This window comes from Parabacteroides sp. AM17-47, assembly GCF_003434625.1.
Taxonomy (GTDB): domain Bacteria; phylum Bacteroidota; class Bacteroidia; order Bacteroidales; family Tannerellaceae; genus Parabacteroides; species Parabacteroides distasonis.
On sequence record NZ_QTLI01000002.1, the window covers coordinates 78496 to 99701 of the forward strand.

The following is a 21206-nucleotide window of genomic DNA, read 5'->3' on the forward strand; positions in this document are numbered from 1 at the left end:
TCATGCCTATATAGGTAAGAGGCCACACGGATATCGGTGTAACCCCTTACCTATATAGGCACAGGGCCACGCCGATACTCGCGTAGGGTCATACGTATATTCGTGTGATCTCATCGATTTCACCGAACTCGATCAAGGCGTTAAACAGACGGATCCGGGTATACTTAGGCAGATCCTCTACCGGGATATCCTCGGCCTGTACCAAGCCTTTATCCAATAAGTAAGCACGCATCGTACCACATAACAAAGGGCGTGCGGGAGTGATCCAAGAGGTGCCATTCCAAAGGGCGACATTACAAATGGAAGTATCGGTCAGCAAACCGTCACGGATTATCAAGATATCGTCATGTCCCGCTCGTTGGGCGAATAAATCATTTAGGCATTGACGATCCGTACTCTTATAGGAATAATCGATCTCATCGCATGTAACCAATCGCAAGGAATGAACCGGACGCATACGGTAAGGAACGTATTCTACCTTTAAGACCTCGCGGGTATATTCCACCCGGCATTTGGTACGTTCTTGATGAGGCCCCGGATGAATATAACCCGCGAGATCAATTTCTTCTCTCGCTCCGAATAGCTCCCTGCGGGTACGGTTCATCCGGGCATTATGGTACGGAAGGTTATGTATCCGTCCCTTCTCGATACGGATCGTCTCCACAAACGGACTCCCAGATAAGGTCTCAATAGATGGGCACATATACTTTTTGTTTCATCTCGTTATACTCCGATCTCACCTCACTTTTAGAGGTGATTCCCCCACCGCTCTTGAAAATAAACGAACGGGGAGAGACTTGTTCCATAAAACGGATCATCACGGCGCTGTCTAAATCTTGGCCGTCAAAATACCCCATCACCCCCGTATAGAAGCCCCGCTCATAGGTTTCCGCCTCGGCGATGATCTCCAAGGTCTTTTTCTTGGGAGCGCCCGTGATGGAGCCGGCAGGCAAGAGGCTGAACAAAATCTCCCCGACATGGCCGTTCCATCCCTCCGGCAACCGGCCTCTTATCTCAGAGCTGACCTGCAACAAACTTCCGTTATGCGTACGCAATTCATCGATATAACGATACCGGGGAACACAAACCTCGGAGGCTACGATACTCAAGTCATTCCGGATCAAATCCACGATCGTGGCATGCTCCGCCGCTTCCTTGGGATCATCAAGGATACGTCTCCGGGCATCGGGCAGCGTAGCGTCGATCGTACCTTTCATGGGATACGAATAGATGAGACCATCCCGCGTCCGCACGAATATCTCCGGCGAGAATACCACGAAACGATCCCGCATCCAAAGCTTATACATCGCCTTGGAATGGTAAAAGATATCTTTCAAGGAGAGGTTCGTATATACCGGAGTAGCGCATGTCAAGTTTACCAAATAAGAATTACCCGCATGGATATGCCGGGAAACGGTCTCGAATGAATGGGCATACTCCTCGAAAGAAACATACGAGGGTTGCCATTCAACAGGTTCTCCGGATATAAGATGAGAGGAATCCCGCAAGTTACATTCATGATTTGTATTCGTAAAGCCGTTCAAATCGTACAATAACTCGGAGGGAGCGATCTCTTCCGGCCTCTCCACGTAGATCCGCTCTCGTTTATAATCAATGATAAAAAGGAAAGGCCGTCCCGCTTTCCCCATTTCGTTCATGCGGAAGACGGCCTCTTCTTGCGTGTATTCGGTCATTATACTAAAAATCGTTCTGTCAAACCACCAAACGCATCGATACGGCGATCCCGGAAGAAAGGCCACCAACGACGCACGTTCTCACCGCGAGTCTTGTCGATCTCTATCACACGTACCTCCTCCTCGTCATTCGGGAATACGGTTAATAGCTCACCTTGGGGACCGGCCACAAAACTGTTTCCCCAAAACCGGATACCGCCCGTTTGTCCCGAAGGGTCCGGCTCATGCCCGGTACGATTTACGGAAATGACCGGGAGTCCGTTCGCCACGGCATGTCCCCGCTGTATGGTCACCCACGCACCCAGCTGACGGTCCTTCTCTTCCTGCGTATCGCTACTTTCCCAGCCGATAGCAGTCGGATAGATCAACATCTCGGCACCACGCATAGCCATCAAACGGGCTGCTTCCGGATACCATTGATCCCAGCAAACCAACACACCAAGACGCCCCACAGAGGTATCGATAGGCTCAAAGCCTAAATCACCGGGGGTAAAATAGAATTTCTCGTAATAAGCGGGGTCATCCGGGATATGCATCTTGCGGTATTTTCCGGCGATCGTACCGTCTTTCTCCAAGACGACGGCCGTGTTATGGTACAGGCCCGGGGCACGCTTCTCGAAAAGGGAAAGCACCAAGACAATACCCAATTCTTTCGCCAAGGCACCGAAGATTTCCGTCGATGGGCCGGGGATCGTCTCTGCCAAGTCGAACATACTCGTATCTTCCGTCTGGCAGAAATACAGGCCGTTATGCAGTTCTTGCAAGACGACCAATTCCGCTCCCTCCCGGGCAGCTTTACGGATATTTACCTTTAGCTTCTCTATATTCGCCGCTCTATCAGCGGTATTCTTTTGTTGTATTAATCCTACTTTCATATTTAATTGGTTGTAGTTGTTATTCGATAAAGCCTTCTGGATACTGCATCGTTACACAATGCAGGGAACCGTGTTGCTTGATAAGCGGAAGGCAGTTGATGCCTATGATCTCACGGTCCGGGAACGCCTCCCGCAAAGCCGCTTTAGCGATCTCATCCTTCGGTGAGTCATAGAACGGAACCAATACGGCCCCATTCATGATCAAGAAATTAGCGTAGGTAGCGGGCAAGCGCTCCCCTTCCCATTCCACCTTATCGGCCATCGGAAGTGGAATCAGACGATAAGGCTCACCATTCGCCCTAGTAAACTCCTTGATCTCCTCCTCCATCGCCTTCAGTTCCTCATAATGCTCGTCTTCCTCATCCTCGCAGCGGACATAAGCGATCGTATCCTCGCTACAAAAACGGGCGAGCGTATCCACGTGGCTATCCGTATCGTCCCCGGCTAAATAACCGCTGGTAATCCAAAGGATACGATCCAAGCCAAATATGTCTTTCAAATAACGTTCCAATTCCTCTTGTTGCAAATACTCATTACGGTTTACGGATGCCAGACACTCAACGGTAGTCATCAACGTACCTTTCCCATCCGATTCGATACTACCGCCTTCCAGCACGAAAGGTTGCATATTAGCGGGCACCACCTCGTCGGAGAAGGTCTTCATATGACAAAGATTACGGGTAATCAAATTATCATGATTGGCGGCGAACTTCATTCCCCAGCCATTGAACACGAAATCATAAAGCATGGGCGTTCCCTCATCGAAGACGGAAATTCCCCCGTGATCCCGTGCCCACGTATCGTTTGTATCCATCTCACGGAAAATGATACGGTCGTAATCAACCTCACCCAATTGCTCACGTACGGCGGTCTCGTCCGGACAGACAATCAATAACTTCTCTCGCTTGATCACTTCCTTGGCGATAGCCACGAAGCAAGGAATCACCTCGTCCAATATCGGGGCCCAATCCGTATTCTCATGCGGCCACGTAAGCTGCACGGCACTTTGCGGATACCATTCCGCAGGTAATATCACGTTATGTTCCATATTTGAATTGTTTAAATTGTTTCACAAGCACGATCGCCGTCACGATCGCCGCCACCGTGTCGGCGATAGGCATACTGATCCAGACACCGAGAGTTCCGAATAACGGGGGGAGGATGATTAAACAGGGTATCAAGAAAAGCATCTGCCGGGTCAAGGAGAGAAAGATCGCTTTCTTAGACATGCCGATGGAAAGGAAGAAGTTAGTCGCCACCATCTGGAAGCCCACGATCGGGAATACGGCGAAGACGATGTGCAGGCCATAAGAGGCGGCACTGATCAACTCCCCGTCACTCGTAAACATACGGACGATCCACGACGGCACCAACTGGCAAAGCAAGAACCCCAGCGTAGCCACTCCTACCGCCCAGCGCATCGTCAGGCGGGTCACGTCCGTCACCCGGGAATAGAGCCGGGCACCATAATTATAACCGGCTATCGGTTGCATACCCTGATTAAATCCCATGATAATCATTACGAAAAGAAAAGCGATACGGTTCACGATACCATAAGCGCCAATCGCCATATCTCCCCCATGCTCTTTCAATCCCCGGTTGATAAGGATCACGATCAAGCAGGAACAAAGGTTCATCAAGAACGGAGATAAACCGATCGACAAGATACCTTTCACGATCTCCGAGCGCAGCCTATAAATACCTTTCTTGAAATGAAGGAGTCGCTTCGGTCTCGAGAAATGAATCAACTGTCCGGTAAGCGAGATTACCTGCGAGATCACCGTCGCCCAAGCCGAGCCTTTTATGCCCCATCCGAAGCCAAAGATAAACAACGGATTCAAGGCGCAATTGATAACGACCGATGCCAACGTAGCATACATCGCCATCTTCGGGAACCCCGAGGAGCGCAAGACAGCGTTCAAGCCTAAATACATATGCGTGACCACATTTCCATACAATATAATCCGCATATAATCCCTAGCGTACGAGATCGTATTCTCACTGGCGCCGAAAAAGTACAGCACGGGATCGAGCAAGAACAAGAAAGCGATCGTGAAAGCGACACCCAGAACCACATTCAAGATCAACACATTCCCCAACACGTTATTCGCCCCCTCATAATCTTTCTGCCCCAGCTTCACGGCAACCAACGTAGAGGCGCCGACTCCCACCAACGAACCGAAGGCGGCCGCCAAGTTCATCAACGGAAAGGTCAAGGCTAGGCCGGAAATCGCTAACGCCCCCACTCCATGGCCAATAAAAATGCTATCGGCCATATTATATAAAGAAGAAGCTGTCATTGCGATAATCGCAGGAATCGCATATTGCGTAAGTAATTTACCGATAGGCTCGGTCCCTAATACCAATGGAGAATTTTGTTTTGTCATGCCGCAAAGATACGGATATTTCGATTTATTCTTATATTCGCGACCTTATAATAGTTTAAATATGGCAGAGGAACTACGGATTAAAAACGGTGATAAACAGGAGATGTATGAGACATTGCTCCCGCAAATCGCCTCATTGGTAGGTAACGAGACCGACCTAATCGCTAACATGGCGAACATCGCCGCAGCACTCAAGCAGACTTTCGGTTTCTTTTGGGTAGGTTTCTACCGGGTCATAGACAATCAGTTGGTATTAGCGCCTTTTCAAGGCCCTATCGCCTGTACACGAATCAAATACGGAAAAGGGGTCTGCGGCACGGCCTGGAAGGAGACCCGTACGATCATCGTACCGGACGTAGACGCTTTCCCGGGACATATCGCTTGTAGCTCGGCGTCACGCTCTGAGATCGTAGTTCCCGTGATATGGGCGGATAAGGTAATCGCTGTCCTTGATATAGACAGTGATCAACCGGATAGTTTCGATGAGACTGATCAGATCTTTTTGGAAAAGATAGTGGAATTGCTTCCTCATCAGTAAGCCTCGCCTCAGTACTTCGCAAGAAGTACTGTAGTACTGCCTAAGAGGTACCGCAGTACTTTGTAAGGAGTACTCCAGTACTATCCGGAGAAATACCACAGTACTTTACAAGGAGTACTCCGGTACTCTCCCAGAAGTACCGGGACAAATGCTACTTACCGCAAATACCCTTGAACGGACAATAAGAGCAAGCCTTCCCCGTAGGGGTTTGCGTAAAGGGAATTTCTGGATTGAAGATCTCGTCCAAGCAGCCCCGCAACCCCTCCTCGAACGCTTGGGCATAACCGGAGAAATCCTCTACCTTCTCCGACTTCCCCCGTTCGATACGATGGTAGACAGATGGGTCGAACGGATCGGAGAAGAGGGAACGGACGTAATAAATGCCCGGTTGTATCGTCTTTCCCTTGTTCTCGGTGAAATGGGCGTACATCCAGCAATACATGAATACCTGCATCACGGCTTTCGCACGATCTTTCTCCTCCTTGTTGAATAGGCTCTCGATACTACTGAAAGTCGTAGTTCCGCTACCGCTCTTGTAATCGATGATACGGATAGCGTCGAGAACCTCGTCCACACGATCGATAAAGCCTTTCAACCGGATCTCGGAATGGTCGGAAAGGCTGATCAAGCCGTTTATCTTACGCTCGGACTCGATGTAAACGAAAGGGGTCAGCTTGCCGTCACGCTCCAAGATTTTCTCCACGTATTTGCGGATCATCTCGCCGATCAGGTAGTTTTGTCCGGTAAGGGAGCGAACCACCTCTGTCTTGAAAAACTCGCTGGCGAAAGCCCGGGCGATAGCTCCGGTAAGCAAGGCCGTATCCTTACGGATCGCTTTCAGCAAATCCACGGTCACCATCTTCCCTTGGAACGGCTTGTAAAGCTCCTCCATCACTTTATGTAAGATGCTTCCGAATACATCGCTCTCGATCGTCTCGCTCACCTCCTCTTCCTCTCGAATGCCTTCCACGACGGAAAAATAGAATTTCAACGGGCAATCCAGATACGTATTGATAGCGCTCGCCGAGATCGCCTTGCTCCCCCCTTTCCGGTAAGCGTCTAAACGGCGCATGATATCCTCCCTTTTCGGCACGGCCAATGGCGGGGTCTTGGAGGAAGATACGTTATAGACCACCAATTTATCTCGCATCGGAACCTCATAATGATAATGCAGCTGGTGGACAAAGCGACTTACCTCTCCCGTCTGCAATCCGTTGCTGCGGGTATCGTATAAAAGGCTCACGTGGCTGGCACGCTCTATCAAACGATAGAAATGGTAGGCCCATACGCTATCTTGATGCTCGTAGGTAGGCAACCCGAAACCCCTGCGTAGGTTATAAGGGATAAAGGAGTTCGCCGCTTTCCGTTGCGGGAAAATACCCTCGTTCATGGATAAGATAATCAGACGGTCGAAATCCAAGGCACGGGTCTCGAGCACACCCATAATCTGGAGGCCGGAAAGCGGCTCGCCGTGGAAAGGGATCGTGATCGTATCGGTTACCCGCTTCAATAGGCGGAAGAAGGTATCTATTTTCATCTCTATACGAGCGTCTTTCATTACCTCTTTCATGCGGTTTACCGTGGTGAAATAATGGAAGATGAACTCTTGCTCCAAATCGTTCGTCCGCTGGGGTGCGTCCTCCTCTTCTTCATCGGAAAGGGCGGACATAACCTTGTTCAGCTCTTCCAACACCTTGATCAGATAATCCGAGAAGGCCTCCACCCCGGTCACCGGCGTGAACAGGATTTCTAGCAAAGGCGTTTTCTCTAACTCCGTATGCGAGATATAGATCTTGTTGTTCTCCGTGATCTCTTTCACCAAGGAGGAAATAATCTCCGGTGAGGTGGAGAGGATGTAGCGATGGTTCAATACCGGCAGCACGTCACGGAAATAGAACAACGGATTCCGGTCTATGTAGCGTACGTTCTTCTGCAACGCCAAGATATACTCGATCAACGAGGCGACCGGGGTTCCCGCCAAGGGATAACCCATCGTGACGTTGATACGCCGGATTTGCTCCGGAATGGCGTTCAGCACCGGGATCAGCAGATGTTCATCGGGCAAGATCACCGCCGTACGCAGGGCTTCTTCCGAACTCATCTCCGCTTCCTTGCACCAATCGCTCAACAGGGTGTAGACGTGCTTAGCCTGCCCGATACCGGAAGGGATGCCGATCACCTCGATCTCGGTCTTTACCTTCTCCTCGGGGGGTAATTTCATCGAGGAAGGGAAGCTCTTCAGGTTACGGGAGACGAAATAAGAGGCCTTATTATCCGGATCGGTTACCTTATCGGATACATAATCCCAATAGAAATCCGCTATCTCCCGCTTCTGCAACTGGGCTAAGAAACGTTCTTCCGATACGGACAAGGCGTTCAAACCGACGAAGACAATTTGCTCGTAAGGTAAATCCGGAGACTCACCCCGTTCCATACTTTCCACGACCTCCCGGAAGATCATGCCCTCGTAGCCTTTTCCCTCGGCGGCCAAGGTCGCACGGAATTCCTCATAGAGATCGTATAGCACTTGCCAAACCGCCAAGAACTGTTGCTGGTTCGGCGTATCGCCCCGGGGATAAAAACTGGACCAAAAACTACGGATAGCGGCGATCTGCTCATCACTTAAGAAATCGAAATCATTCTCTATCTCCCGTAGGTCTGTCACGTTACTGAATAGCATGCGGGCATTTGCCATGTACTTATCGATATCGTCGAAGTCGTTGAGCAACATCTCGCCCCAATACAGGAATTCATCGAAAGTCTCGGTGGAACCACTTTGGCGGATGTAGATGTCGTACAGGATAAAAAGCATACTGATCCGGTCGGCGGATTGTTTTCCGCTCAACTGGATAAAGAGATCGTTGATCGTAAGGATTGTCGGAGAGAAAAGGGGGGTATCGGCTACCTCCGAGAGATATTTCTGGAAGAAAAGCCCCGTACGCCGGTTTGGGAAAACAAAGGCCAGACGACTGACCTCCGCCTCCCATTTCTCGTAAAAAAGAGACGCTACTTGATATAAGAACGGTTTCATTTATTCTAAAATTTGTACAAGTTGTAGAGACGGGGCACGCCCCGTCTCTACAATCGGATACGATTCACGTTATATTAAGATGTTCTCTATCTCCTGCAATTCTTCCCCGGAGAAAGAGATATTATCTAACGCCTTCAGGTTATCCATTAATTGGGCGACAGAGCTAGCGCCAATTAATACGCTAGTTACCCGTTCGTCCTTTAATAACCAAGCGAGCGCCATCTCCGCCAAGGTCTGTCCACGGCGGGCGGCTACCTCGTTTAGCTTACGGGCCTTTTCCACGGCCTCCGGGGTAACTTGAGAGGTCTGCAAATGGCCGGTCGATTTCGCCGCACGAGAATTCTCCGGGATTCCACGCAAATACTTATCCGTAAGCAAGCCTTGCGCCAACGGCGAGAACGCTATCATACCCACACCCTCTTCCTTCAATACAAGCAATAAATCCGGTTCCGTCCAACGATCGAACATCGAATAGCGGGCTTGGTGAATCAAGCAAGGCACCTTATGTTCTTTCAGTACAGCCAAGGCCTTACGGGTCTGGTCTGCGTCATAGTTGGAGATACCTACATACAAAGCCTTTCCTTGCCGGACGATATCAGCCAAGGCCCCCATCGTCTCCTCGATCGGAGTCTCCGGGTCCGGACGATGGGAGTAAAAGATATCCACATATTCCAGTCCCATCCGTTTCAAGCTCTGATCCAAGCTAGCCATTAAATATTTACGGCTTCCCCAGTTCCCATACGGTCCCGGCCACATATCGTAGCCCGCCTTCGTAGAGATGATCAGCTCATCCCGATAAACGCCCAAGCCCTTCTTCAATATCCGGCCAAAATTCTCCTCCGCCGATCCGTAGGCCGGGCCATAATTATTCGCCAAGTCGAAATGAGTCACGCCATGATCGAATGCGGCGTGAGCGATCTGGATAAAATTACCGAACACGTCCACACTACCAAAGTTGTGCCACAATCCCAAGGAAACGGCCGGCAATAAGATACCGCTCCGTCCGCACCGCCGATATATCATATCCGCATAGCGATTCTCTTCCGCTTTGTAAAACTCCATATGCTCTTTCTTTTTTTAATTATTATATCTCATCCGGCCAAGGAACCGGTTTGCCTGTCGCCTTAAACGACGGACGTTGCCCGTCCACTTTCCGTAAATACGTACCCAATTCCCCGGACAGACGCTTTACGATATCGGGATGCTGCCTTGCCACGTCATTATGTTCCCCTATATCCTCCGGGATATTAAACAATTCCTTCTTCCCCGTCTCGTAATAATAGATCAGTTTCCAGTCTCCATTACGGACCGAGCAAGTCGGACCGATTCCCGGCCCGTCATTACCCCATATATTCGGGCAGTTCCAGAATAAGCTACGTCCCACGGAAGGATCTCCCGTACCTTTTAATAAAGGCATGAAACTGACGCCATCTATCGGCTGTACGGTCTTATGCCCCCTTATGCCTGCCATCTCCAAGATAGTTGGATAGAAATCCTCGATAATCAAGTATTTATCACATTTGCTTCCCGGTTTCACCACCCCCGGCCAACGCACGATCATAGGCTCACGGACTCCTCCCTCATAGGCGGAGCCTTTACCACTGTTCAAGGGATAGTTTTGCGTATGGATCTCGCCGTCACGCCATCTGGGCTCGCTGGAAAGACCACCGTTATCGCTCATGAAGATCACGATCGTGTTATCCGCCTCGCCATTCTTCTCCAACCAGTCCATCAAATCGCCCAGACTCTTATCCATACCCTCTATCAAGGCAGCGTAAGCCGCCTCTTTAGCCGTTAACCCCTTATCGATATATTTCTGGTAGAAACGCTTGTCCTTATCAATCGGGATATGGATCGCATAATGTGACATATATAGGTAAAACGGCTGGTTATATTTCTTAGCCTTGTCCAACGCCTTGATCGCCTCCTGCGTCAAGGCCTCCGTAGCGAAGGTGTCGCTTCCCCAATACTTTTCCAATCCGGGGATAGCGTTCGGAGCGTAAGGTTTACCATCCTTGGTATGCCCGTAATTATTCTCGCCGAGGTAACTGGCGAGACCTCCGGCGGCATGCCCGGCTATATTGACCTCGAATCCCCAATGATGCGGGTCCTCCCCCGGGGTATCGATTGCCCCGAAATGCGCCTTGCCGCAATGGATCGTGTGATATCCGTTATTCTTCAATATCTGCACGAATGAAGTACCCACAAACGTATTATTCGTCCCGCCCACTTGGGCCACGCCGTTATAATTCCAATCCGGCAAGGTAAGCACATCGCTCTCCCGATCGGTCGTCTTATCCTTAAAAAGCGTCCAGTTCGTAACCCGGTGACGGGCGGCGTTCGTCCCCGTGATCAAGCTGCAACGGGTAGGCGAGCTGATACTGCTAGCGTAGGCTTGGGTAAACATCATGCCCCCTTTCGCCAATCGCTCCATGTTCGGGGTCTCATATACCTCATTATAATGCGTCTTTTGGATCCAAAAAGGTAAGGACGTATCCTCCCATCCCATATCATCCACCAAGAACAGGATGATATTCGGGGGACGACTGGCACTCTGGGCGTTCGCTACCGCCGATACCGACAATAAAGCGATGGGAATAAACTGAGTCTTCTTCATGATAGGCAACGGATATTTGTATTCTACGAAAGTAGATATATTTCACCGAAAAACAATATTGTTTCATATACAAAATAATATTGTCTTATGTATTATACTTTTCCGGACATAAAATAAGGGGCCCTTGACAAAAAGAGTCCCTTACCTAATATCTTATACCCAATGATTTATCCGGAAAGCCTTAACGCAAACGATCCAAGGAACGTACCAGCGCCTCATCGGCCCCGATATTACGGATCGCCAGATAATCCAAGATCAGATTGACCAACGGGAAGGAAAGAGCGATCTTAACACTTACGCTGGCACCTTCCATATCCCCCTTCAAGGAATAGATCAAGAAGGCAAAGAAACCATAAAAGCCCAATATCAGCAATGCGTTGAACACGCAAAGACGGATTTGCAGGATTCTTTTCTTATATAAGAAGATCGTCACTAAGGCAATGATAGCGATGATAGCAGTCAAGGCAAATAAGCCCCATGCCGGGTATAGTAATTCCGGCTCACCGATCATCGTGCTCAACCCGCTAGCATCGAACGAAAAGAGAGCGTCTCCTTGTTGCAACACGGCCAACGGCAAGAATAAGGTAGCGACCGTAAGCGCCACGATAATTAGCAGGTAAACAGTTTGTATTCTTTGTAACATGGTAATTAGTTCGTTTTAAATGGAAAGGCCGACTCATTTGAGGGTCAGCCTTTCCGATGTTCAAAAATATTTCTTCTTAGAAGTTATTCTTCTCTTTAGCAGGATTCTTGTAATAAACCTTGCCATCCTCGTACTCTTGAGCGGCGATCAACGTTGATTTCGGAAGTTTCTCATAGTAGCGTGAAATCTCGATCTGCTCACGGTTTTCAAAGACTTCCTCCAAGTTGTCATTGTAAGAAGCGAACTCTTGAAGTTTCTTTTCCAGATCTTGTTTCATCTCAACACTAATCTGATTCGCCCGTTTTGAAATGATAGCGACTGTCTCATATACGTTACCCGTTTCTTCACTTAACTTCATCATGTCACGGGTTACCGTATTGGTAGGAGCGTTTGATTTTCTGTAATCCATTTTCGTTTTATTGATTAAATTCGCTTAATATGCATCTGTAATTCGCTTGCTGGCATAGTCGTAGAACTTCGTTACCTGCTTTACGTAGTTACCTTCCGGATACTCGTTCATGTAGTTGTAATACTCGTCAACCACATCCCGGTAACGGCCCTGCAACTTCTCCTCTACGGATACTAGCGCCAACTCGTACTTCGCACGGATGATAAGGAACATGAATTCCTCACGATACTTGGAATACGGGTAATTCTTCAAGGCGTTCTGCGCCGTGATCACGCAAGACTGGAAGTTATTCCCCATATAGGTACCTAGATTGAAATACAAGCGGGTGGCCATCAATTCCTTGTAAGCCAACTTCTCCTGAAGCTCGAACATGATGTTCTGCGCTTCCTCGGCCCGTTCACTTTGCGGATAATACTCCAAATAAAGTTGCAACTGCTCGATCGCCTTATACGTCTGCGACTGGTCTAACCGGGGATCCGGAGAGTCCAGATACAAACCATAACCGGAATAGAAACGGGATAATTCCGTAAACTCCCCTTTCGGATAGGTCGTATAATAGGTCTCGAAGTATTGCGAAGCCGTCTGATAATCTTTCTGACCGTAATAGCTTTGCGCCAACAAGTACAAGGACTCCTCGGCATAAGCTGTTCCTTTAAAGATTGTAACCAGTTCATCCAGCAGAGTAGCGGATTTCGAGTATTGCTTCGCGTTGAAGTATTTCTTCGCGTACGAATATTTCAATTCGTAATCCGTGCTCTTCAGTATCTTATTATACTCTCCACAAGAGGATAATAGTACTGTCATCATCATCAGTAAAAATACAACCTTTTTCATTCACATACTTTTAGCGTGCAAAATTAGTGCTTTTAGGCGAATAAATGAAACCCAAAACGTTAATATTTACAACTTATATAAATCGCTAGCAGCGATCAATTCCAATTTATTCGCTTTCAAAACCTCCGCGCACTTATTGACATCGTCCGGACGGATGATCACGTTAGCAGCGTCGCCTTGAGAAAAAGCGTACATATATTCAATGAAGATCCCGGCCGAGGTAATGATATCCATCGCCTTTGCCAAGGCTCCCGGCTGGTTGGGACAATGCAAGCATACCACGTCGGCCACGCTTACAGCGTATAACTTTTCACGAAGCACGGATATCGCTTTCTCCGTATCGGATACGATTAGGCGAAGGATACCGAAATCGGAATTCTCGGCTACCGTGAAAGCGGACATATTGACCCCTGCCTCCCCTAATATCTTGGCGACTTCCGTAAAACGGCCTTTCTTGTTTTCCAGAAAGATTGATAATTGTTTTATTAACATAGTACTTAATCTTTTAGAGGTTATACTAACTTACGTTTATCGATCACGTGTTTTGCCTTACCCATACTACGTTCGATACTACGCGGCTCCACGATCTTGATGTCCGGTTGCAAACCGATCACGCTCTGCATGCGGGCGGCGATCTTCTTTTTCAAGGCGATCATCTTGTTCATCTCGTCCGAGTAGTATTCTTGGCGAACCTCCACCTGTATCTGGAAGGTATCGGTATTGTTCATACGATCCACCACGATCAGGTAATGCGCCTCAAACTCCGGCAGCTCCAAAATTACGGATTCTACCTGAGACGGGAAAACATTTACGCCACGAATAATCAACATATCGTCACTTCTACCTAAAATACGTCCCATACGAACCGCCGTACGTCCACAGGCGCACTTCTCGTAAGTCAGCGAGGTCAAATCACGTGTACGGTAACGAAGCATCGGCATACCCTCCTTCGTAAGCGTGGTGAAGACCAACTCTCCTACTTGTCCCGGTTCCACCGGTTGTAAGGTATTCGGGTCCACGATCTCCGGGAAGAAATGGTCTTCCCACAGGTGGGTACCGTTCTGGCACTCACACTCGCCACCAACGCCCGGCCCGCAGATTTCCGTCAAGCCATAGATATCGTAAGCTTTGATATTTAGTTTTGTCTCTAATTCCTTACGCATATTCTCCGTCCAAGGCTCGGCACCGAACGCTCCGACACGTAGCTGGAATTCCTCCAAGGGAATACCGGACTGGTGGATGGTCTCCGCCAGATACAAGGCGTACGAGGGCGTACAAGCCAAACCCTTCGCACCGAAGTCGTGCATCAACTGGATTTGTTTCTGGGTATTACCGCTACTCATCGGGATCACCGTACCACCGATATTCTCCACTCCGGCATGGGCACCCAAGCCTCCGGTAAACATTCCGTAACCATAGGATACTTGCACGGAATCGTTCTTTGTCAAACCATAGGCGGTCAGGCAACGAGCCACCACCTCGGCCCAAATACCCAAGTCCTTACGGGTATATCCCACGACGATAGGCTTACCTGTCGTACCGGAAGAGGCATGCAGACGGACGATCTCGGACATCGGCACGGCCATCAAGCCGAAAGGATAGTTATCACGCAAGTCTTGTTTTACCGTGAACGGTAATTTCGTTATATCATCTATTGTCTGTATATCGTCGGGAGCAATGCCCATCTCCTGCATTTTCTTGCGATAAAACGGGGAGTTATGGTAAGCATGTTCAACAACTCTTTTCAACCGTAGGCTCTGTAGTTTCCGCATTTCCTCACGGTCCATACATTCAATAGTTTCGTTCCAAATCATGGTATTTGTCTGTTATCTTTTAAAGTTAGTAGTCTAAATCCGCCGCAAAGTAACAACTTTTTTTAAATCGGCACCCTTTTGTTACGAAAAATTAGTCACGAGGCGATCATTTCAACTCCTTCACCTTGATATTGCGGAACGCTACCTCATCCCCATGATCCTGCAAAAGGATGTGTCCTTTCGGAGCCTCGCCGAAAGCACCACCCGCATTATAAGATGGATCAGCGTATTTACTGCCCTTCACCAAATCACGGAACTCCTTGCTGCCACGCTCGTACTCCAATACCTTCACACCATTCAGCCAGTGCTCTACGTGGTTGTTCGGGAATACCTTCACCACGGCCGTATTCCACTCTCCTACGCCGTTGAAATGGATGTTCTCGCTTTTCTTCAGATCATACAAGCTTCCAAGGGTACGACTACCGGGGAAAGTCGTGTAAAGCTTGGCATCCGGGTGCTTAGCGTCATCCAATAGCTGGAACTCCAAGCCGTAAGCGGAGCCTTTTTGCTTCTCTTGCTCGGTCACGAAGTATTTAATACCGCTGTTGGCCCCTTCGGTGATCTTAAAATCCACGCTGAACTCAAAAGCGGAATATTCACCCTCCGTAACGATATCGCCTCCGTTCGTAGACTCGCTACCGTCGGATTTCTGCACGATCAATTCGCCATCTTTCACCATCCATCCGTGATCCGGGAAAGCGTCTTTGTGCGCTCCACGCCAGCCTTTCGTTGTCTTACCATCAAAAAGGAGCGCCCAACCCTCGGCTTTCTCTTGGTCGGTCAATTGATTGATCGCCGGTGTAATTACGGCCATCGGTACTACCTTAGCTGTCTCTTCCGTGCTTTGCGTGTTTTTTCCACCGCAGGCGCAAAGGATCATAGCGCTCATGGCGGTACAAATTACTAGTGTCTTCATGTCTTATTTATTTTTAATATATATATAATCAAGCTATGTGTGCGTCCACAAAGATAATTGATTTCATAAAAAATAGACGTATCTTCGCGATATAAATATTAAATGATTATTTATATGAAACAACCAAAGACCGCCTTGTTCGATTTTGACGGCGTAGTAGTAGATACGGAACCTATTTACGATTTATTCTGGAACGATGCCGCTAAACGTTATGGCTTAGGTATCGATAATTTCGCTGATATTATAAAGGGTACGACCCTACCGTATATTCTGGAGAAGTATTTTTCCGGATATACGGAGGAGTTCCGCCAAATGGTGACCAAAGAATCTACAGAGTATGAGAAGACGATGCCCTTGCCTCCCATGCCCGGCTCCATCGAGTTCATCCGTATGCTGAAGGAGCACGGCGTACAGATAGGCTTGGTTACCAGCTCGGATAACGCGAAGGTGAAACGGGCTTTCAGGCTTCTACATCTGGACAATCTATTCGATACCCTAGTGACCGCCGACCGCATCACGCAAGGTAAGCCCGATCCGATGTGTTATCTATTGGCGGCGAAAGACTTGAACGTATCTCCCGAGGATTGTATCGTATTCGAGGATTCTTTCAACGGCATACAGTCCGGGAAGGACGCAGGGATGCGTGTCATCGGGTTAAGTACGACGAATCCGGCGGAATCTTTAAGAGATAAAGTATATGAGGTAATCCCCAATTTCGAGAAAGTCACGTTCGAGGATTATTTGAGATGGTAAGCAATCGAGAAAAAGGAAATGATTATTTCCTTCATTCCTTCACCTACCCCTTTACACACACCCACACACATGTATGCGTACATTAATAATACGCGTATGCGTGCGTGTGTGTAGGAGCCGGTGAAGGAATAAAGGAAACGCCTGTACCGTCAATGGGCTACACCAGTATCGGCGAGAGCCGGAAGCAGTACTGGTGTAACCCCACGGCAGTACTGTCGTGGGGCTGTGACTATATTGGGATCAGAAACTATATCCTACGCGAACACCCAGCATGGCCTGATCGAAATCCTTGATGATATTATACTTCACCTCCAATCCTATCGAAAGATTGTCGGTAGCATAAACCTCACCGCCTAAACCGATATTGGCTCCCAGACGAGTCTCGTTATGAGAAAGGCCATGGCCCGCATCCCAATTCCAAAAGGACAGACTAAGCCCCGCTAATGGATAAAAACCGAACATCTCACTTAACTTCACTACATAATGAGCATTCAAGTCGATCGCCCAAGTGCTGTGATTATCATTCTTTACGAAATAAGTAAGAGAGGGGCTCAAACGTACCGCATCCGTGATACAATAGCGGTAATCAACTCCTAACGTGGCATTCTTCGAATCGAATCCATAACCGATGTTAAATCCCACGGCAGATTGTCCTTGCTGCGTCTGCGCATAAGCTCCCAGACTAAAGACTGCTAACATCAGCATCATTACAAACTTTTTCATACGCTTTCTTTCGTTTAGTTCAACATTAGATTATTATTGGTATTTATTTTACTTTCAGTCGATCGCCGGCACTCTTCACGATGCTACGGTAATAGTCCTCGTCATATCCGGGAAAATCGGGAGACGCAGGCTGGCCGTACGGATTACGCTTGAACTGTCCGTTCACCTCTTTCTTCACGTTTCCATCGATGTATTTTACAAGCAAATACTCACCCAATTGCTTCCAGCGGGCGGTAGCGGAGTCTGAATTAGTCGTGCTATACCACGTCAAGAACTTGACAGCCTCCGCCGGGTCCTTGGCATACAACTCCTGAGCCGCCTTATCGATAGCCGGTACGGTCTCTTGATAACCATTCTCCAACTCTTGCTGTACCTTACGGATATCCTGAATCATGAAGCTATATTTGTGGTAAGCCATATTAGCCACCCAGTTATGAATCCAGAAAGCGGAAGTCCAAGAGAAGTTCAGCAAATCGCCGTTTCCCACCCGATAGCACTCCGGAACATCCGTTACCGACCCATATACAGGAGTGAAGACTGCCATATCAGCGTCGTCCACGGCAAACCACAAGATACCACCGATAGCGTCCGGCAACCAGTTACGCATTTGTGGAACAATCACGAAGCCCGTTTGTTGCGTCGCTATGGCACGTTCATTCGTATATTCCTGCCCGTCTACCTCGAACGTCATCGGCCGCCAGCGGTAAGGAACCTTATACGAGCCGGCACCGGCATCTTTCGTCATATCCAGATCCGTTCCCTCGTAATGGTCGCGCATGCCATTCTGTACGTCTTGAACGGAAAGCTTACGATTCGGCTTCACATACAGAGGCATCGGCTCCTTGGAAGGATCACCCTTGATAAAATCCATATACTGATCCATCGTGGTATCATATTTACGGAAGAAAGACCATACACGAGCCTCGCATCCACGCAAGGCGCTGAAATCATACGGGCAATAAGCCTTGGCGAAACTGAAATCAGCGTCCTTTCCCTTGAAATATCCTTTCTCACGGGCGAAAGAAACCACATCCGGCGAGTACATGCAATTCTCCTTATCGTCAAACGGTATCTGCTGGATACGGGACTGGTTGGCATGCGCCGAGATACAATCGTCCGGGATGCGGATCGCTACCCAAACGGCACCTTTGTTACCCGGTCCCTTACCGATCATCTCCATCACCCAAGCCTCGTTCTTATCGGCGATAGAGAACGTCTCGCCACTGCTGTAATAGCCATATTCCTTTACTAAGTCCGTCATGACCTTGATCGCCTCACGGGCCGACTTGGAACGTTGCAAAGCGATGTAGATCAAGCTACCGTAATCCATGATACCCGTCGTATCCACCAATTCATGGCGTCCGCCGAACGTACTCTCCGTGATAGCCACCTGATGCTCGTTCATGTTACCCACTACGGAATAGGTCTTCTCCACTTGGGCGATCTTGCCCAGCGGTTTCCCCGTATCCCATTCCTTCACTTCCAACATGGCGCCCTTCGGCCATGTAGCGGCGGGCCAACGATACATCTCCCCATACAGGGAATGCGAGTCCGCCGCATAACTAATCATTACCGAACCGTCTGTCGAAGCCTTCTTGCCCACCAGCAAACCGGTACAGGCGATAGCCTCCACCCCGGATAACAGGGCGGCGCAAGCGGTTAATAAAATCCAACTCTTCTTCATATAAATAAAGTTTTAAGCAAATAAAAGCATATATACACCGGCGCCGCAACAATAGCCGATCAACGCCAAGATAGAGAACCGTTTCGTATAATACATGAAATCGATCTTCTCCAATCCCATTACCGTAACGCCCGTAGCCGATCCGATGATCAAGATGCTACCACCCGTCACGGCGCAATAAGCCAAGAAGGTCCAGAAACCACCGTCCGATACGAAGAACTGGGCATAAGGCGATAAGTCGGCCACCTGCTCCACGATCGGGTACATACCCATCGTAGCAGCTACCAAGGCTACGTTATCCACGCAGGAGGACAAGGCACCGATCACGAAGCTGATCAGATACGGTTCATGCACATGCTTATCCAAGAAAGCGGACATGATACCCAACTGCCCGGAGGTCTCCAGCGCTCCCACGGCCATCAAGATCCCCAAGAAAAAGAAGATCGTAGCCAAATCGATATTCGGCAACAATTGGGAAATACGGAGTTTCTGGGACTCATGCATGTGCAGCTTGCTATACATCAAATCCGTATAGAACCAAAGGATCACCAATCCCAGCAAGACGCCCAAGAACGGCGGCAAGTTCGTCACCATCTGGAAGACTGGCACCAACGCCAAGGAAAGCACGCCGATCACAAAGATCATCCGACGTGAGCGGTTCGGTATCTCTGGTATGTACTCGTCGCCTTGCTCCTCCTCGCTCAACACACGCAAGGTAGATCCTTTCTTGAACAACCAGAAATGGGCGATCGTCAACGGCACCAACATATTAACCAAAGCAGGGATAAATACGTGAGAGATCTGGTGCATCGCCGAGATATTCTTTCCGACCCAAAGCAAGATGGTCGTCACATCACCAATCGGCGACCATGAGCCACCGGCGTTCGCCGCTATAATCACCATACAGGCATATTTCAAACGATCCGTACGATCCGGTACCAGCTTACGCAACACCGCCATGATCACGATAGCGGCTGCCAAGTTATCCAACAAGGCGGAGAAGAAAAAAGTAGCGAAACTTATATACCACAACAGCTTACGTTTATTCGGCGTACGGATATACCCGGTCACGGCCCTAAAACCACCATGCTTATCCACGATATCCACGATCAACATGGAACACATCACGAAGAAAAGCGTCTCGGAGACGTTTCCTAAATGATAAACAATCGCACGGTTCGATATAAAATTAATAAATTGCTCATGCGGGGGCAAGCTGGCCATCTCCGGGTTCTGGGTCAAGAACTCTTGAAAGATCGTACTGGAGCGTTCGACGAAAATATTGTAGGCATCGAACATCAATATCATCCACATAGAGATAGCCATGAACAACGCTATGGCCGCTTTATTTATTTTGATCTTATCCTCCAAGGCAATAGCGAGGATTCCTAAGACAAAAATGACAGGCATTAAAATGAACATATAATCAAGATTTTAATTGTTTATATAGAAGCTGTATCTCCTCCGGCCAAAGCGCCTCGTCCGGGGTCTCTAGGATTAAGGGCATATTGTCGAAACGGGGGTCCGCCATGATCATGCGGAAGGTATCAAGGCCCATCAAGCCTTTACCGATACTCTCGTGCCGGTCCACACGTGATCCCAGCTCCTTTTTAGAATCGTTCAAGTGCATCCCCCTTAAATAAGAAAAGCCGACCACCTCGTCGAAATGACGGAATGTCTCGGAAAATCCCTCCGGTGTCTTTATATCGTAACCGGCGGCAAGCGTGTGCGCCGTATCGAGGCATACTCCCACCCGGCTCTTATCCTCTACCTCGTTTATAATATAGGCGATCTGCTCGAAGGTATATCCCAAGTTCGAGCCTTGCCCCGCCGTATTCTCTATCACGGCACATACGCCACTCGTCTGAGCCAACGTGATATTGATCGACTCGGCGATGCGAGACAGGCAGGTATCCACCTCCATCTTCCCCAAATGGCTTCCGGGATGGAAATTCAGCATTTTCAGTCCCAGTTGCTCGCAGCGTGTCATCTCGTCCAGAAAAGCGTCACGGGATTTCTGCAATCCCTCGGCGTCCGGGTTCCCCAGATTGATCAAATAGCTATCGTGCGGCAAGATACATCCCGGATCGTAACCGTACGCTTCACACCGCTCCTTAAATAAATGGATACTGTCCGCCTTCAACGGCTGCGACTTCCATTGCCTCTGATTCCGGGTGAAAAGGGCAAAAGCCTTCGCACCGATCTCATGGGCATTAACGGGGGCATTCTCAACCCCACCGACCGCACTCACGTGAGCCCCAACATACTTCATAATAACCTAACTTTTC

20 protein-coding genes are annotated in these 21206 nt (G+C 48.9%); 2 read left to right on the plus strand and 18 right to left on the minus strand.

Features of this window, described 5'->3' with window-relative positions; all coding sequences use genetic code 11:
- Positions 1 to 88 precede the first annotated feature (88 nt).
- The 5 genes from DW205_RS01675 to DW205_RS01695 are packed head-to-tail and all read right to left on the minus strand — an operon-like array spanning position 89 to position 4956.
- Complete coding sequence (locus DW205_RS01675) at positions 89 to 703, minus strand: aminotransferase class IV family protein (protein ID WP_005862170.1); 615 nt, start codon at positions 701 to 703, stop codon at positions 89 to 91.
- Positions 687 to 1694 carry an aminodeoxychorismate synthase component I gene (locus DW205_RS01680; protein WP_005862167.1) on the minus strand — a complete coding sequence of 336 codons (1008 nt, stop codon included), beginning with the start codon at positions 1692 to 1694 and terminating at the stop codon, positions 687 to 689. Before DW205_RS01680 ends, DW205_RS01675 begins: the two co-directional genes overlap by 17 nt.
- Entirely contained in the window at positions 1694 to 2569 is an 876-nt protein-coding gene (locus tag DW205_RS01685; protein WP_005862165.1) for a carbon-nitrogen hydrolase, read from the minus strand. Before DW205_RS01685 ends, DW205_RS01680 begins: the two co-directional genes overlap by 1 nt.
- A 19-nt stretch (positions 2570 to 2588) precedes the next feature.
- The gene (locus DW205_RS01690; RefSeq protein WP_005862163.1) at positions 2589 to 3617 is read right to left on the minus strand and encodes an agmatine deiminase family protein; all 1029 of its coding nucleotides are present in this window, start codon (positions 3615 to 3617) and stop codon (positions 2589 to 2591) included.
- Positions 3607 to 4956 (minus strand): MATE family efflux transporter, encoded by a 1350-nt coding sequence (locus tag DW205_RS01695; protein WP_005862161.1) that lies wholly within the window; start codon positions 4954 to 4956, stop codon positions 3607 to 3609. The genes DW205_RS01690 and DW205_RS01695 overlap by 11 nt, the downstream gene beginning before the upstream one ends.
- A 61-nt stretch (positions 4957 to 5017) precedes the next feature.
- Here DW205_RS01695 and DW205_RS01700 point away from each other — a divergent pair, with 61 nt between their 5' ends.
- Positions 5018 to 5494: a GAF domain-containing protein gene (locus DW205_RS01700; protein WP_005862159.1), complete on the plus strand. Its 477-nt coding sequence runs from the start codon at positions 5018 to 5020 to the stop codon at positions 5492 to 5494.
- Between the two features lie 151 nt (positions 5495 to 5645).
- Here DW205_RS01700 and DW205_RS01705 read toward each other — a convergent pair whose 3' ends face one another.
- From DW205_RS01705 to DW205_RS01745, 9 genes are all read right to left on the minus strand, one after another.
- Positions 5646 to 8525, minus strand: a complete 2880-nt coding sequence (locus DW205_RS01705) for a PD-(D/E)XK nuclease family protein (RefSeq protein ID WP_005862157.1) — start codon at positions 8523 to 8525, stop codon at positions 5646 to 5648.
- 69 nt (positions 8526 to 8594) lie between these two features.
- Complete coding sequence (mgrA, locus tag DW205_RS01710; protein ID WP_005862155.1) at positions 8595 to 9587, minus strand: L-glyceraldehyde 3-phosphate reductase; 993 nt, start codon at positions 9585 to 9587, stop codon at positions 8595 to 8597.
- Positions 9588 to 9609: 22 nt separating this feature from the next.
- Positions 9610 to 11142, minus strand: coding sequence for a sulfatase (locus tag DW205_RS01715; protein WP_005862153.1), 1533 nt, complete (start codon positions 11140 to 11142; stop codon positions 9610 to 9612).
- 181 nt (positions 11143 to 11323) lie between these two features.
- Positions 11324 to 11785, minus strand: coding sequence for a DUF4293 domain-containing protein (locus DW205_RS01720; RefSeq protein WP_005862150.1), 462 nt, complete (start codon positions 11783 to 11785; stop codon positions 11324 to 11326).
- 76 nt (positions 11786 to 11861) lie between these two features.
- Positions 11862 to 12194, minus strand: coding sequence for a DNA-directed RNA polymerase subunit omega (locus DW205_RS01725; RefSeq protein ID WP_005856752.1), 333 nt, complete (start codon positions 12192 to 12194; stop codon positions 11862 to 11864).
- Between the two features lie 24 nt (positions 12195 to 12218).
- Positions 12219 to 13028, minus strand: coding sequence for an outer membrane protein assembly factor BamD (locus tag DW205_RS01730; RefSeq protein WP_005856750.1), 810 nt, complete (start codon positions 13026 to 13028; stop codon positions 12219 to 12221).
- Positions 13029 to 13094: 66 nt separating this feature from the next.
- Entirely contained in the window at positions 13095 to 13520 is a 426-nt protein-coding gene (locus DW205_RS01735; RefSeq protein ID WP_005856748.1) for a hypothetical protein, read from the minus strand.
- A gap of 20 nt (positions 13521 to 13540) precedes the next feature.
- Complete coding sequence (locus DW205_RS01740) at positions 13541 to 14842, minus strand: phenylacetate--CoA ligase family protein (RefSeq protein WP_005856746.1); 1302 nt, start codon at positions 14840 to 14842, stop codon at positions 13541 to 13543.
- 106 nt (positions 14843 to 14948) lie between these two features.
- Complete coding sequence (locus DW205_RS01745; RefSeq protein ID WP_005856744.1) at positions 14949 to 15758, minus strand: DUF1080 domain-containing protein; 810 nt, start codon at positions 15756 to 15758, stop codon at positions 14949 to 14951.
- Positions 15759 to 15872: 114 nt separating this feature from the next.
- Here DW205_RS01745 and DW205_RS01750 point away from each other — a divergent pair, with 114 nt between their 5' ends.
- Positions 15873 to 16511, plus strand: coding sequence for an HAD family phosphatase (locus DW205_RS01750; protein ID WP_005862146.1), 639 nt, complete (start codon positions 15873 to 15875; stop codon positions 16509 to 16511).
- A 240-nt stretch (positions 16512 to 16751) separates the two neighbouring features.
- Here the strand turns inward: DW205_RS01750 and DW205_RS01755 are convergent, their stop codons facing one another.
- Genes DW205_RS01755 through nfo form a run of 4 tightly spaced genes read right to left on the minus strand, consistent with a single transcriptional unit; the run spans position 16752 to position 21190 of the window.
- Entirely contained in the window at positions 16752 to 17234 is a 483-nt protein-coding gene (locus DW205_RS01755) for a porin family protein (RefSeq protein ID WP_008772096.1), read from the minus strand.
- 43 nt (positions 17235 to 17277) lie between these two features.
- A complete protein-coding gene (locus DW205_RS01760) occupies positions 17278 to 18918 on the minus strand; it encodes a dipeptidase (RefSeq protein WP_005862143.1) in 1641 nt (546 codons plus the stop codon).
- A 12-nt stretch (positions 18919 to 18930) separates the two neighbouring features.
- Entirely contained in the window at positions 18931 to 20340 is a 1410-nt protein-coding gene (nhaD, locus tag DW205_RS01765) for a sodium:proton antiporter NhaD (RefSeq protein WP_005856736.1), read from the minus strand.
- A 4-nt stretch (positions 20341 to 20344) separates the two neighbouring features.
- Positions 20345 to 21190, minus strand: a complete 846-nt coding sequence (gene nfo, locus DW205_RS01770; protein ID WP_005862141.1) for a deoxyribonuclease IV — start codon at positions 21188 to 21190, stop codon at positions 20345 to 20347.
- Between the last annotated feature and the right edge of the window lie 16 nt (positions 21191 to 21206).

Coding starts and splice junctions, on each gene's coding strand:
- DW205_RS01745 (WP_005856744.1), bottom strand. CDS start 15,758: ATGAAGACACTAGTAATTTGTACCGCCATGAGCGCTATGATCCTTTGC.
- DW205_RS01690 (WP_005862163.1), bottom strand. CDS start 3,617: ATGGAACATAACGTGATATTACCTGCGGAATGGTATCCGCAAAGTGCC.
- DW205_RS01700 (WP_005862159.1), top strand. CDS start 5,018: ATGGCAGAGGAACTACGGATTAAAAACGGTGATAAACAGGAGATGTAT.
- DW205_RS01705 (WP_005862157.1), bottom strand. CDS start 8,525: ATGAAACCGTTCTTATATCAAGTAGCGTCTCTTTTTTACGAGAAATGG.
- DW205_RS01680 (WP_005862167.1), bottom strand. CDS start 1,694: ATGACCGAATACACGCAAGAAGAGGCCGTCTTCCGCATGAACGAAATG.
- DW205_RS01695 (WP_005862161.1), bottom strand. CDS start 4,956: ATGACAAAACAAAATTCTCCATTGGTATTAGGGACCGAGCCTATCGGT.
- DW205_RS01675 (WP_005862170.1), bottom strand. CDS start 703: ATGTGCCCATCTATTGAGACCTTATCTGGGAGTCCGTTTGTGGAGACG.
- DW205_RS01750 (WP_005862146.1), top strand. CDS start 15,873: ATGAAACAACCAAAGACCGCCTTGTTCGATTTTGACGGCGTAGTAGTA.
- nhaD (WP_005856736.1), bottom strand. CDS start 20,340: ATGTTCATTTTAATGCCTGTCATTTTTGTCTTAGGAATCCTCGCTATT.
- DW205_RS01725 (WP_005856752.1), bottom strand. CDS start 12,194: ATGGATTACAGAAAATCAAACGCTCCTACCAATACGGTAACCCGTGAC.
- DW205_RS01740 (WP_005856746.1), bottom strand. CDS start 14,842: ATGATTTGGAACGAAACTATTGAATGTATGGACCGTGAGGAAATGCGG.
- DW205_RS01730 (WP_005856750.1), bottom strand. CDS start 13,028: ATGAAAAAGGTTGTATTTTTACTGATGATGATGACAGTACTATTATCC.
- DW205_RS01760 (WP_005862143.1), bottom strand. CDS start 18,918: ATGAAGAAGAGTTGGATTTTATTAACCGCTTGCGCCGCCCTGTTATCC.
- nfo (WP_005862141.1), bottom strand. CDS start 21,190: ATGAAGTATGTTGGGGCTCACGTGAGTGCGGTCGGTGGGGTTGAGAAT.
- DW205_RS01755 (WP_008772096.1), bottom strand. CDS start 17,234: ATGAAAAAGTTTGTAATGATGCTGATGTTAGCAGTCTTTAGTCTGGGA.
- DW205_RS01735 (WP_005856748.1), bottom strand. CDS start 13,520: ATGTTAATAAAACAATTATCAATCTTTCTGGAAAACAAGAAAGGCCGT.
- DW205_RS01685 (WP_005862165.1), bottom strand. CDS start 2,569: ATGAAAGTAGGATTAATACAACAAAAGAATACCGCTGATAGAGCGGCG.
- mgrA (WP_005862155.1), bottom strand. CDS start 9,587: ATGGAGTTTTACAAAGCGGAAGAGAATCGCTATGCGGATATGATATAT.
- DW205_RS01715 (WP_005862153.1), bottom strand. CDS start 11,142: ATGAAGAAGACTCAGTTTATTCCCATCGCTTTATTGTCGGTATCGGCG.
- DW205_RS01720 (WP_005862150.1), bottom strand. CDS start 11,785: ATGTTACAAAGAATACAAACTGTTTACCTGCTAATTATCGTGGCGCTT.